The sequence below is a fragment of the Flavobacterium sp. UBA7663 genome (assembly GCF_002483315.1).
GTDB lineage: Bacteria > Bacteroidota > Bacteroidia > Flavobacteriales > Flavobacteriaceae > Flavobacterium.
Genome location: NZ_DLHR01000014.1, coordinates 37,461 through 51,850, shown reverse-complemented (window position 1 = coordinate 51,850; position 14,390 = coordinate 37,461). Strand labels below are relative to the sequence as shown.

Below are 14,390 nucleotides of genomic sequence, written 5' to 3'. Positions count from 1 at the left end.
ATCTTTATGTAATAATCTTTTGATTATGAAAGTTACAAAATACTCAGGTGAATTAGTTCATTACGATGAACAGAAACTAATTAATTCACTCCGAAAATCAGGAGCCGACCAAGCTATGGCAGAAACCATTGTTAAGGAAATTGAAAGCGAAATGTATGAGGGCATTTCCTCGAAAAAAATCTATAAGCGTGCTTATCAGCTATTAAAAAACATTTCTAACGTTCATGCCGCTCGATACAATCTAAGAACTGCCTTGTTAGGACTTGGCCCTGCAGGATTTTTCTTTGAGAAATTTATTGCTAAAGTCATGAAAGAGCAAGGTTTTCAAACTAAAGTTGGTATTACACTTAATGGAAAATGTATTTCTCATGAAATAGACATATTGCTTCTCAAAAACGATGTGGTTTCTATGATTGAATGCAAATTTCATTCAGGGCAAGATGCAAAAAGTGATGTAAAAGTTCCCATGTATATTTTGTCTCGATTCAATGATGTAAAAGATAAAAAGTACGATTTGTTTTCTGCAAAACGAAGTATTTCAAAGTGTATCATTGTAACCAACAACAAGTTTACCACAGATGCAATTCAGTTTGGAGAATGTTCCGGTTTGAGTATGTTGAGTTGGGATTATCCTCAAAAAAATGGTATCAAAGATTTGGTTGATCGTTTTCGAGTTTATCCTGTAACTTGTTTAACCACTTTAACCAAAGCAGAAAAAGACCAATTGTTGATTTTAGATTGTATTACCATAAATGATTTAATTCAACATCCCGATTATTTAAAAACCATCGAGTTAAGTCATAATCGAACTATAAATGTTTTAAAAGAAGCGAATCAATTAACAAATTAAAGCAAAAATCATGAAAATTCATTTTTTAGGCGGAGCAGGAACTGTAACGGGTTCAAAAACGTTAATCGAACACAATAATCTCCGAATTCTGATTGATTGTGGGATGTTTCAAGGCATAAAATCATTGCGCGAATTAAATCGTGAGCCGCTATCCATTTTACCTGAAACGATTGATTTTGTATTGCTTACTCATGGGCATTTAGATCATTGTGGTTGGTTGCCCAAATTCGTTAATGAAGGTTTTAAAGGAAAAATTTTCTGCACACGACCAACAAAAGAAATTTCGCGATTGATTTTGTATGATAGTGCGAAAATTCAGGAAGAGGAAGCTAAAAAAGCCAATGAAGAACATTTTTCAAAACATGACCCAGCCGAACCGTTATATACAGAGTCCGAAGTAGATGCTGTAATTCCGAAATTCAGAGTTGTGGAAAAAGATTTGGATGTGAAATTAGATGATGATGTTTCTTTCAAATTCTTTTATGCAAGTCATATTTTAGGCGCTTGTTCAATTGAATTAACCATCGACGGAAAAGTTTTGGTTTTCTCCGGTGATATTGGTCAAGATGATGATGTGTTGATGTTTCCGTCTAAAAAACCAAAAAAAGCAGATTATGTTTTTTTAGAAAGTACCTACGGAAATCGCCTTCATCCACAAACTAATGCGTTATTTGAATTGGAAACCATCATAAATAATACGTTCAACAAAGGCGGAACAGTTATAATTCCAAGTTTTGCGGTAGAACGTGTGCAAACTATGATGTATTTAATTTGGCAATTAAAAAAAGAAGAACGTATTCCAAATATGCCTTACATCATCGATACGCCAATGGGAATTAGCGTTTTAGATGTTTTTAAAGATAATCGCACATGGCATAAATTATCTTTTGAAGATTGCGACGAAATGTGCAAAGTTTTTACCCTAATTTCTGATTACAAAGACAGCATGAATGCAGTTTATGATAAACAACCAAAAGTAGTTATCGCAGCAAGTGGTATGATTACTGGAGGAAGAGTTTTATCGTATTTGGAAAGATTAATCGATAAACCAGAAACTACGGTAACGCTGGTAGGTTATCAAGCCGAAGGAACACGTGGCAGAAAATTATTAGAAGGCGCTCAAGAAATTAAAATTTACGGAAAATATTATCCTGTTCAAGCGAATATTCTATTGATTGAAAGTTTATCCGCTCATGGAGATCAAAAAGATTTACTGAATTGGTTATCCGAATTGGAAACCAAACCTAAAAAAGTATTCTTAGTTCATGGCGAAAATGAAGCGGCTGATGAATTGCGATTAAAAGTCCAAGAACAATATGGTTTTGATGCTCAAGTTCCGTTTTTAGGGCAAGTCATTGAAATTTAGATTAAAATTAACGCAAATTAAAATTCAATTTCCTACTTTTGCTCCGATGAATTTCAGAAAACACATAAGTATTGTATTAGCTTCCTTAGTATTGCTTGCCAATTTAGGGTTGAGTTTTGCCGTGCATTATTGTAAAGATGAAATTGCATCAGTTTCTTTTCAATATCAAGAAGACGAACCTTGTGTTGAGGATATAAAATTATGTTGTGCAAAAGAAGATTCTCACGATTCTTGTTGTTCCAACAAACTAATCAAAGTTGAAAAAAAGACCGATGATATATTGGTTAAAACCTTTCAATTAGATTTAGAACAAGCGGTTTTTAATGCTGATTGGAAACCAAATTTCGTTGCATTTGAATCAGAAAATTTCGTTTCAAATGAAGTGGCTTTTTATTGCGATTCTCACGCGCCGCCACTCTACAAACTCTACTGTCAATTGGTTTTTTACGCATAATTTATTGTTTTTTATTCTATAAATCAAAGAATTAATAACAATAAATAACCTTATTATGTTTAAAAATATAGCGTTTTTGCTATTCTTTGTTTCTCAATTTATTTATTCGCAAGAAACCGTAAAAGGAATAGTAACAGACGAAAATAATCAGCCTTTATTAGGAGCTAATGTGTTTTGGTTCAATACTGCAATTGGAACTACAACAGATGAAAATGGAAATTTTTCTATAAAGAAATCTCCCGAAACTACTTTTTTAGTGGTGAGTTACATTGGTTTTGAAACTAAGAAAATTGAAATTACTTCAAGCACGATTTCTGTTATTCTAAAAGAAGTCAATACATTGAAAGAAGTAACGATTACCAAAACCAAAAAAGGAACCGAACATTCCTTGTACAAAGTTCAAAATGTGCAAGTAATGGGGCAAAAAGAGTTGTTGAAAGCGGCTTGTTGTAATTTGTCTGAAAGTTTTAGTACGAATCCATCTATCGATGTTAATTTTTCTGATGCCGTAACAGGAAATCGTCAAATTAAAATGTTAGGTTTAACAAGTCCTTATATTTTGATTGCGGAAGAAAATATTCCTTCGGTTCGTGGTGCTTCACAAGCTTACGGATTGTCTTTTGTGCCAGGAACTTGGGTAGAAAGTATTCAAATTACTAAAGGAGCAGGAAGTGTGATTAACGGTTACGAAAGTATTTCAGGCCAAATCAATTACGAAGTTTTAAAACCTTCTAATGATATTCCGTTTTTCTTAAATGCATATGCTTCGCAAGATGAACGTTATGAAATCAATACGCATTTCAATAATAAATTTACTGATAAATTAAGCTCGACTTTGTTTTTACACGGAAATACACGTGTAGGAAAAAATGATATGAATGATGATGGGTTTTTAGATGGTCCAATCGGAAAACAAGTCAATATTTTAAACCGTTGGCAATATAACAATGCCGAAAATGGAATCGTAAGTTTTTTAAATGTTCGCTATATGAACGATGAAAAACAAGCTGGTGAAATGAGTTTCAATCCAGATACGGACAGATTAACTACAAACGCTTGGGGAAGTGAAATCAATACTGAAAAAATTGAAATTTCAAACAAAACTGGTTATGTTTTTCCTGATATGCCATATCAAAGTTTTGGATTTCAGAACTCGTTTCAATCACACAAACAAGAATCGTATTTTGGTTTAAGTCAGTATGACATTCATCAAAAAAGTTTTTATTCGAATTTATTGTTCAATTCGATTATCAATAATACCAAAAATAAATTCACAACAGGTTTAAATTTCACTTACGATGATTATAATGAATTTGTAAATGTGAATTTTAATCGCGATTTTTCAAGAATTGATAATTCGGTTGGTGCTTTTTTTGAATATACGTATGACAATACCGATAATTTCAGTTTAGTTGCTGGAGCACGTGTTGATAATCATAATCGTTTAGGAACTTTTATCACGCCAAGATTACATATTCGTTACAATCCTTGGAAAGAAGCGGTAATTAGAGCTTCAGCCGGAAGAGGAAAACGTGCGGCTAATATTTTTGCTGAAAACCAACAATTGTTTGCTTCAAACAGAAATTTCTCAATCTTGAATACTGATGGAAGTTTGTACGGGTTAAATCCTGAAATTGCATGGAATTATGGTTTAAGTTTCATTCAAAAATTCAAATTAGCTGGAAAGGATGCTGAGGTGATTTTAGACTATTATCGTACCGATTTCCAAAATCAAGCGGTTGTAGATGTGGATCATTCCCCACAAGAAGTATTGTTTTATAACTTAGATGGAAATAGTTTTGCGAATTCATTTCAAGCAGAATTTTCAATTGATTTGATAACGCATTTAACGTTTAAAACAGCTTATAAATATTACGATGTGCAAACGCAATTCATAAGAGGACAATTGGAAAAGGCTTTGCAAGCAAAACATAGAGTTTTTGGAAATTTAGCATACGAAACACACATCAAAGACAAAGGACAACAATGGAAGTTTGATGTTACATACAATTGGTTAGGCGAACAACGCTTACCTTATACACAATCAAACCCAGTACAATATCGTTTTGATGAATATGCACCAGCTTTCGGAACATTAAATGCTCAAATTACGAGAACATTTTCAAGTACTTTTGAAGTGTATGTTGGAGGAGAAAATATGACGAATTACAAACAAATGAACGGAATTGTTCAAAATGAAAACCCTTTTGGTACTTATTTTGATAGTAGTATGATATATGCTCCAACTTTTGGCGCCATGTACTATGCTGGATTGCGATTTAAAATTAAAGATAAAAAAGAGAATCATAAAATAGAAGAGTTAGCCCCAGTTGAAGAGGAAACTCATAATCACTAAATAATAGAAAAATGAAAAAAATAGTTTTATTAGTATTAGCTTGCCTTTTTTCTCTAACAATGGTAGCACAAGAGAAAAAAAGCAAAAACAAAAAAGTAGAATTTAAAGTAGCAGGAAATTGTGAAATGTGCGAAAAGCGCATTGAAAAAGCTGCATTTTCAGTGAAAGGAGTAAAAAGTGCAGAATGGCACTCAGACCATGGTGATATTCATTTGATTATTGATGAAACAAAGTGTACTGCTAAAGATGTAGCAAAAGCAATTGCTGCTGTGGGGCACGACACTGAATTTGCTAAAGCAAAAGATGAAGATTATGACAAACTTCATGGATGTTGTAACTACAATAGGATAGAATAACAAAAAATCCGATTAGAATTTCTAATCGGATTTTTTGTTATTTTTTTTCTAAATTAAATTGCTGAATCAAAATATACCATACATTTGTATTGCTTTTAGGTAGAAGTAAAATCAATTTGAAAAAATTTATAAAATTATTTCCAATTTTCATGCTCGCATTTTTTATGTGGGCTATTGGTGTTTATTTCAATACTCCAAATGAGGCAGCATTAGAATCTCAAGTTGAATTTCAACAAAAGTTTAAGGTTTCTGATTTTTCTCATTTTCATACTGTTGAGGTTGAAGAAGGAGAATTTATTATTATTGAATCGGAACCTGAATTTGAAGTTGAGTTAGATTGGTTTTCAATCTCAACTAAATCTGTAAACTTCAAAAACACAAAGTTTGCACAAAGTTCAGAGTCATATTCTGCCCAATTATTTTTCTCAAAAGAAATTATTCCACTTTACGATTTATATTGTAATTGGAAATTCCATTTGTCTTAATACGATAATTATTTTTTAAGATTTCAAACCCTTTGAAATCAATGATTTATTTGTATTAATTCAATTTCATTATAAAATGAAAACACAAAATGTTGGTTTTGATGAACACAAAGTGCTTCATCACTTAACCCATTATTTACCAGCACAAAATCCGTTGAAAGACTTTGTGCATCACAATACATTACACGCATTTCAACATAAAGAATTTCACGAAGCTTTAGCAAAGGCAAATACAATTTTTGGATACAAAACCTATCTTTCTTTGGTAGAGTTTAGAAACAGATTTGCTAAAAATGAGATTAAAGAGAATGTTTTAGACTATATTATTTCGAAAAATAAAGGAATTGAAAATATAGAATCTTGGAAGCATAAATTATTACATCAACCGTATGATGAATCCGTTCAATCAAGAATAGGAAATTTACGCGCCAATTGGAAAAAAGAATATGCCATAAATCTAGAAAAATCAACACATAGTTTGTTGTTTAGAGTTTTGTGTAGCTATTTAGACCAAGGAATTGCCATGTGGACTTTTCCGGAAAACGAAAACGGTTTTCTAAACTCCATAATTGCTTTAGAAAAAAATGCATCAACTGGAATTTTTACTTCAAAACGAGTAAAAGAATTGCTATTCAATAAGACTTCAATAACACAATTGTTAGAAATTGTTGTAGGAAAAGTAGAATTGTACGAACATTATTTGTTTGATCAACAATTTTCGCATCCAGGATGGAGTGGCATGATTGCTACTATTGAATCCAATCCAAGTTCGCTTTTAGATAGCAAACCCATTACTTTTGAAGAACTAGTACAATTTGAATTACTATTAGAGATTGATGTTTTAGATAAAAAATTCAATAGTAACTGGTCTCCACTAGGTCTTAAGGTCAGAGCAGAAGAATATAATTTGTTTGATGCTATAAAATATAACGAGCTATTTGATGTATTATCACTTTGGCAACAAGCTTTTGAATTTAGCTTTTACGATGAAGTACTTTCTGGTGTAAAAGAAGTAAAAGAAATCAACGTCAAAGAAATTCCAAGTTTTCAAGGATTGTTTTGCATGGACGATAGAGAATGTTCGTTTAGAAGACACATAGAACATATCGACAAACAAGCAGTAACTTTTGGAACAGCAGCTTTTTTTAATTTTGAATTTTATTTTCAGCCTGTTGGTGGAAAATTTCATACTAAGTTATGTCCAGCGCCAGTAACGCCTAAATATTTAATTAAAGAAGAACATAGAAAGAAAAAACAAGCTAAAGATTTACATTATCACAAGCAATCTCATTCATTGTTATTTGGTTGGATTATTAGTCAAACTTTAGGGTTTTCTTCGGCATTCAAGTTGTTTTTGAATATTTTCAAACCTTCGATGTCACCTGCAACTACAGCTTCTTTTAAGCATTTACATAAAAAATCAAAATTGGTTATTGAAAACAATAACAATGAAAAAGTTGACGATTTGCAAGTTGGGTTTACCATTGAAGAAATGGCAAATAGGGTGGAAGGTTTGCTAAAAAGTATTGGATTGGTAACTGATTTTGCTCCAATTGTTTATGTGGTAGGTCATGGAGCAACAAGTGTAAATAATACACATTATGCAGGTTATGATTGTGGCGCTTGTTGTGGAAGACCAAGTTCGGTAAACGCAAAAGTGGCATCTTATGCGGCTAATCATCCTAGTGTGAGAGCTATTTTGAAACAAAGAGGAATTAATATTCCAGCAGCAACTCAATTTTTACCAGCATTGCATGATACCACACGCGATGAAATTGCTTTTTATGATGAAGAGATTTTGAACGATGTCAATAAAAAGTTACATCAAGAAAATAAAATTACATTCGAAAAAGCATTAGCAAATAACGCAAAAGAACGTTCTAGAAGATTTGATACGATTGATTCAACCGAAACAATAGAAAAGATTCATGAAAACGTAAAAAAACGAGCTTTTTCTTTATTTGAACCTCGACCAGAATTAAATCATGCTACAAACGCCATGTGTGTTGTAGGAAGAAGAAGTTTGTCGAAACAATTATTTTTAGACAGACGTTCTTTTTTAAACTCTTATGATTATAAAATTGATGCTTCAGGTGACTATTTAGCAGTAATTCTGGGTCAAGTAGCACCAGTTGCAGGAGGAATTAATTTGGAATATTATTTTTCGAGAGTAGATAATCAAAAATTAGGTGCAGGTTCAAAGTTACCTCATAATGTCATGGGATTAATTGGTGTTGCCAACGGAATTGATGGCGATTTGCGCCCAGGATTACCTAGTCAAATGATAGAAGTTCATGATCCAATTCGATTATTAGCGGTTGTTGAGCATTATCCAGAAGTAGTTAAAAAAGCGATTTCTAAAAATCCAGCTACTTATGAATGGTATAAAAACGAGTGGTTACGATTAGCGGTTGTTCATCCAGAAACGAAACAGATTTTTGTTTTTGAACAAGAAGAATTTATCGAATATCATCCAATTCAAAAAGCTAGTCATATTGAAAATGAGTTAGCATTAGCTGAAAAAACAAAGGAAAATCTTCCTGTAGGAATTCTAACTAACGCATAATATCATGGAACAAATACTTCAATATTTTTTAGTAGTACCTTTTTTAGGGTTTATCGGTAGTATCTTTTTACCAGAGAAAAATGAAAAATTAATTTCGGGAATTGCTTTCGGAACGGTTTTTATTCAATTTTTAGGATTGGTATTGTTTATCGGTTTTTGGATTTTCAACGGTTCAGAAGATCTGAATTTAAAAGAAATAACACTTTTAAAAACAGAACATTATGAGTTTTTTATAGATTTTTATTTTGATAAAATTGGTGCAGTTTACTTGTTTGTGGGTGCTCTGTTAACCTCAATGATAACAACTTATAGTCGCTATTATTTGCACAGAGAAAAAGGATATAAACGTTTTTTTAATACGGTTTTATTTTTCTTTTTTGGTTATAATTTGGCCATTTTAGCTGGCAATTTCGAAACCCTATTTATTGGTTGGGAAATCATCGGAATTTCTTCATTTTTATTAATTGCATTTTATAGAGAACGTTATTTGCCAGTAAAAAACGCATTTAAAGTGTTTTCAATTTACAGAATTGGCGATGTTGGATTACTATTAACCATGTGGGCAAGTCATCATTTATTTCATGAAAATATTACATTCATGAAGTTGAATAATTATGAATTGGTTAACGAACATTTGCAAAGTCATTCATTTATTGGGGTTTTTATAGCACTTTGTTTGGCTTGTGCTGCTGCGGCAAAATCGGCTCAAATTCCGTTTTCATCGTGGTTGCCAAGAGCAATGGAAGGACCAACTCCATCAAGTGCAATTTTTTATGGTTCACTATCTGTGCATTTAGGGGTTTTTCTGATGTTACGAACCTATCCATTTTGGGAACATCAAACAACTATGCGAATTGCAATTGGTTTAATGGGATTTACAACCAGTATTGCTGCATCATTAATGGCGAGAGTGCAATCTTCTGTAAAAAGTCAGGTCGCTTATAGTTCCATATCTCAAATTGGAATTATTTTCATCGAAATAGCATTAGGATTTGAAACTTTAGCTTTAATTCATTTTGCAGGAAATGCATTTTTAAGAACGTACCAACTGTTAGTTTCGCCATCTGTGGTGAGTTATTTGATTCGAGACCAATTTTACAATTTCCAGCCAAAAAGTAAAAAAGCTAATTTCTTTTTTCCAAAACGAATTGAAAACACTTTGTATATTCTTGCTTTAAAGGAATTTAATTTGGAAGGCTTCTTGAATTTAGTACTTTGGAAACCCTTAAAAACAATCGGAAAGTTATTAGATTTTTTAAATATCAAAAGAGTGTATTACTTTTTTATTCCGCTTTTTGTATTGGGATTCTTAGCTTATAAATTCAAAGTAGATTTGCCACAACAACTTATTTCGGTTTTACCTGAAGTCTTTGCGTTTATTGGATTGGTATTTGTTTTTAAATCCTTTTCAGAACGAAAAAGTCCGTTTTTAGCATGGATATTAATTGTGTTGAATCATTTTTGGATTGCTTTAGCAATTGTGTTTAACGACAAAGTTAGCGTAAGTGAAATTGCTTTTTATTTGGCAGGAATTATTCTTGCAGGAGGCATAGGTTATATTGCTTTGCTTCAACTGAAAAAAATAGAAATGCGGATTTTAATTAGTCAATATTTAGGACATGTTTATGAACATCCAAAATTTGCTTTCTTTTTCCTGTTGGCAACACTTGGAATTACTGGATTTCCAATCACTTCGACATTTATTGGCGAAGATTTGATTTTTAGTCACATCGGCAGTAATCAAGTTATTCTTGCCTTTTTCGTAGCATCAAGTTTTGTGGTTTCAGGTATTGCTGGAATCCGAATTTATGCACGTTTATTTCTTGGCCCTCATGTAAAAACATATCATGAGTCGCCTTACAAATCATCATAAAATTACTTAAAAATGACTTCAAAAATTAAAAAATATATACCTGCTGATGGATTGGCGGGCTTAAAAGAGAATTTTAAATCGGATGCAATTTCTGGTTTTATCGTGTTTTTATTAGCCTTACCTTTAAGTTTAGGAATTGCAAAAGCTTCAGATTTTCCTCCAATTATGGGATTAATTACTGCTATAATTGGTGGTTTAGTCGTTTCGTTTTTTATGGGTTCTCGCTTGACGATTAAAGGGCCAGCGGCTGGTTTAATTGTTATTGTTGCTGGTGCTGTTGCCGAGTTTGGGCAAGGAAATAACGATTTAGGTTGGAAATTAGCCCTTGGAGCAATGGTTGTTGCCGGAATAATTCAAATCCTTTTCGGTGTTTTGAAATTAGGTAAGTTAGCCGATTTCTTTCCGCTTTCTACTATTCACGGAATGTTAGCCGCTATTGGAATCATAATTATTGCCAAGCAAATTCCTGTTTTATTGAATGATAATCCTGCTTTAGCAAAAGGAATGGGACCAATCGAATTGTTATTAAACATTCCGAAATTCATCATCAATTTAGATACAAAAGCTTCAATTATTGGAGTGGTGAGTTTGGCAATTATGTTGGGTTGGCCATACATCAAAAACAAATCTATTAAAATGATTCCAGCACCCTTGGTTGTGTTGTTATTTGCTATTCCATGCGAATTATTTATGGATTTTGCGCACACAGAACCACCTTACGCTTTGGTGAAAATCGGAAATTTAGTAGATAATATCAACTGGAATGTCGATTTTTCAGGAATTAATCAAACCGGATTATTCATTAAATATGTCATTATGTTTGCTTTGGTTGGTACTTTAGAATCGTTGTTAACCGTAAAAGCTATTGATTTGTTAGACCCGTTTAAAAGAAAATCTGACACTAACAAAGATTTAATTGCGGTTGGCATAGGAAATACTTTAGCAGCTGTTTTAGGTGGTTTACCGATGATTTCTGAAGTAGCTCGTTCATCATCTAATGTAAATAATGGTGCAAAAACGCGTTGGGCTAACTTCTTTCACGGATTTTTCATTTTACTTTTTGTTTTATTAGCAGCTCCCTTACTAGAAATGATTCCTAACGCAGCTTTAGCCGCGATGTTAATTAGTGTGGGAATTAAACTAGCGCATCCAAAAGAATTCATACACATGTTACATATTGGAAAAGAACAATTATTCATTTTCACGGTGACAGTTTTGGTAACTTTATTTGAAGATTTATTACTTGGAATTGCTGCAGGAATGTTGGTTAAAATGATTATTCATGTTGTAAATGGCACACCAATTTCTTCTTTTTTTAAAGCGCCTACAGTAGTTTCCTTCGTGGATAATGAGTACAAAGTTGAAATTAATAAAGCTGCTATTTTTTCTAATTATTTAGGAATCAAAAGAAAATTAGAGGAAATTCCGCCAGGTTATCAAGTAAGTATTTGCTTGAAAAAAACAAAATTAGTAGACCATTCGGTGATGGAAAATTTAGAACACTTTAAACACGATTATGAAGCACATGATGATGGAGGAACAGTTACTATCATTGGTTTAGAAAATCATAAACCTTTATCTTCGCACCCAAAAGCTTCAAGAAAAAATCTAATTGCAGAATAATGATAAAAAATATAAAAATACGCTTGCTGTTCTTTATCGGAATAGCGAACTTATTTACTGTGAATATTAGTTATGCACAAGTAAAAGAAAGTAATAACGATATTTGGTTGCATTATTTTGGAAAGAATATGATTACGGAAAAGTTTTCTTTTTCATTTGAAGCCACAATGCGATATGCCAATGGATTTTCTGAAAAACAGCAATATTTTATTCGCCCATCGGTAGATTATCAGTTTACTAAAAAGTTTATGGGAAGTGTTGGATTTAGTCATTACAATACCTATTCCTACGGAAATCCGGCGATGAATAAAATTAGCATTCCTGAAAATCATTTTTGGATTCAAGGAACGTTTGTTCACAACAGTGGACAATTAAAAATCTCACACCGATTACGAGATGAATTTCGTTATGTTGGAATTCCAGCAATGCAATCGAATGGTGATTTAGAAATAGATCATTACGATTATAGAAACCGAATGCGTTATATGTTATTATTCAATTATCCTTTAATGAAAAAAGAAGAGGTAACGAAGTTATTTGCTTTGCTTGGCGATGAGGTTTTTATGAATATTGGTTCGAATGCAGGAAAAACGTTTTTAAATCAAAATAGAATAATTGGTGGAGTAGGTTATAATTTCGATAAAAATCATCAGATTCAATTGAGTTATATTCATCAAAATATTTGGAATTATACTAATACATTTCAAGAAAGTAATCCCACAGTAAGACTAAGTTATGTAACCAATTTCGATTGGAGTAAATAAAAACAAAACCCCGATTTGAAATTTCAAATCGGGGTTTTTATATTTCGTACTTTTTACTTCGAATTACATCATACCTGGCATTCCTCCGCCCATTGGCATACTTGATGATTCTTCTTTGATATCTATTAAAGCACATTCGGTAGTTAAAATCATACCAGCCACAGAAGCGGCGTTTTCTAAAGCTACACGAGTTACTTTTTTAGGATCGATAATTCCAGCTGCTAACATTTGAACGTATTCTCCTGTTTTTGCATTGAATCCGAAATCGTCTTTCCCCTCGGTAACTTTTGCAATTACTACTGAACCTTCGCCACCAGCATTTTCAACAATAGTTCTCAATGGAGATTCAACTGCTTTATTGATGATTTGAATTCCTGTTGCTTCGTCTGCGTTTTCTGCTTTGATGTTTGCTAAAGCCGCTTTTGCTCTTACTAAAGCAACACCACCACCAGCAACAATTCCTTCTTCCACAGCTGCACGAGTTGCATGTAAAGCATCGTCAACACGGTCTTTTTTCTCTTTCATTTCTACTTCAGAAGCAGCTCCAACATATAGTACTGCAACACCACCTGCTAATTTGGCTAAACGTTCTTGCAATTTTTCTTTATCATAATCCGAAGTTGTAGTTTCAATTTGCGATTTGATTTGGTTCACTCTTGCTTTAATGTTTTCAGCATCACCAGCACCATTTACAATTGTTGTATTATCTTTGTCAATAGTAATGTTTTCTGCTGTTCCAAGCATGTCTAAAGTAGTGTTCTCTAATGAATATCCGCTTTCTTCAGCAATTACAGTTCCGCCAGTTAAGATAGCGATGTCTTCTAACATAGCTTTTCTTCTGTCTCCAAAACCTGGTGCTTTTACAGCTGCGATTTTTAAACCACCGCGTAATTTATTTACTACTAAGGTTGCTAATGCTTGTCCGTCAACATCTTCAGCAATAATTAATAAAGGTCTGCCAGATTGTGCTACTGGTTCTAAAACCGGTAATAATTCTTGTAAGTTTGATATTTTCTTATCGTATAATAAAACGTATGGATTGCTTAATTCAGCTACCATTTTATCTGCGTCAGTTACGAAATATGGCGATAAATAACCTCTATCGAATTGCATTCCTTCTACAACATCAACGTAAGTGTCCATTCCTTTTGCTTCTTCAACCGTGATTACACCTTCTTTTCCAACTTTCGAAAAAGCGGTTGCAATTAAATCACCAATTGTATCATCGTTATTAGCAGAAATAGAAGCAACTTGTTTGATTTTTTCTGAAGAATCACCCACAGCTACTGATTGTTTTCCTAATTCAGCAACAATAGTTTCCACTGCTTTATCAATTCCTCTTTTTAAATCCATTGGGTTTGCTCCAGCAGCAACGTTTTTCAAACCTTCTTTAACGATAGCTTGTGCTAAAACTGTTGCAGTTGTTGTTCCGTCACCTGCTAAATCATTGGTTTTAGAAGCTACTTCTTTCACCATTTGAGCACCCATGTTTTCTAATGGATCTTGTAATTCGATTTCTTTTGCAACAGAAACACCGTCTTTAGTTACTGTTGGTCCACCAAATGATTTCGAAATAATTACATTTCTTCCTTTTGGTCCTAAAGTTACTTTTACTGCATTTGCTAATGCATCAACGCCACGTTTTAAACCATCGCGAGCTTCAATGTCAAATTTTATATCTTTTGCCATTTTAATTT

Annotated in this window: 11 protein-coding genes; 10 read left to right on the top strand and 1 reads right to left on the bottom strand. The window is 32.8% G+C overall.

Annotation, left to right across the window (positions count from 1 at the left end; all coding sequences use genetic code 11):
* Positions 1-25: 25 nt before the first annotated feature.
* From B2741_RS04045 to B2741_RS04000, 10 genes are all read left to right on the top strand, one after another.
* Positions 26-850, top strand: coding sequence for an ATP cone domain-containing protein (locus B2741_RS04045; protein WP_291135670.1), 825 nt, complete (start codon positions 26-28; stop codon positions 848-850).
* A gap of 10 nt (positions 851-860) precedes the next feature.
* On the top strand, positions 861-2,216 hold the full coding sequence (locus B2741_RS04040; RefSeq protein ID WP_291135668.1) for an MBL fold metallo-hydrolase: 1,356 nt from the start codon (positions 861-863) through the stop codon (positions 2,214-2,216).
* Between the two features lie 46 nt (positions 2,217-2,262).
* Complete coding sequence (locus B2741_RS04035) at positions 2,263-2,670, top strand: HYC_CC_PP family protein (protein ID WP_291135666.1); 408 nt, start codon at positions 2,263-2,265, stop codon at positions 2,668-2,670.
* A gap of 55 nt (positions 2,671-2,725) precedes the next feature.
* On the top strand, positions 2,726-5,026 hold the full coding sequence (locus B2741_RS04030) for a TonB-dependent receptor (RefSeq protein ID WP_291135664.1): 2,301 nt from the start codon (positions 2,726-2,728) through the stop codon (positions 5,024-5,026).
* 11 nt (positions 5,027-5,037) lie between these two features.
* Complete coding sequence (locus B2741_RS04025; protein WP_291135662.1) at positions 5,038-5,382, top strand: heavy-metal-associated domain-containing protein; 345 nt, start codon at positions 5,038-5,040, stop codon at positions 5,380-5,382.
* A 149-nt stretch (positions 5,383-5,531) separates the two neighbouring features.
* Complete coding sequence (locus B2741_RS04020) at positions 5,532-5,867, top strand: hypothetical protein (RefSeq protein ID WP_291135660.1); 336 nt, start codon at positions 5,532-5,534, stop codon at positions 5,865-5,867.
* Between the two features lie 76 nt (positions 5,868-5,943).
* Positions 5,944-8,433 (top strand): YbcC family protein, encoded by a 2,490-nt coding sequence (locus B2741_RS04015; protein ID WP_291135658.1) that lies wholly within the window; start codon positions 5,944-5,946, stop codon positions 8,431-8,433.
* A 4-nt stretch (positions 8,434-8,437) separates the two neighbouring features.
* Positions 8,438-10,306, top strand: coding sequence for a proton-conducting transporter membrane subunit (locus B2741_RS04010; protein WP_291135656.1), 1,869 nt, complete (start codon positions 8,438-8,440; stop codon positions 10,304-10,306).
* Between the two features lie 12 nt (positions 10,307-10,318).
* Positions 10,319-11,929 (top strand): SulP family inorganic anion transporter, encoded by a 1,611-nt coding sequence (locus B2741_RS04005; protein ID WP_291135653.1) that lies wholly within the window; start codon positions 10,319-10,321, stop codon positions 11,927-11,929.
* The gene (locus tag B2741_RS04000; protein ID WP_291135651.1) at positions 11,929-12,693 is read left to right on the top strand and encodes a DUF2490 domain-containing protein; all 765 of its coding nucleotides are present in this window, start codon (positions 11,929-11,931) and stop codon (positions 12,691-12,693) included. Before B2741_RS04005 ends, B2741_RS04000 begins: the two co-directional genes overlap by 1 nt.
* A gap of 63 nt (positions 12,694-12,756) precedes the next feature.
* On the opposite strand, the gene groL is transcribed toward B2741_RS04000, so the two are convergent.
* A complete protein-coding gene (gene groL / locus B2741_RS03995) occupies positions 12,757-14,382 on the bottom strand; it encodes a chaperonin GroEL (RefSeq protein WP_291135649.1) in 1,626 nt (541 codons plus the stop codon).
* Positions 14,383-14,390: the final 8 nt, after the last annotated feature.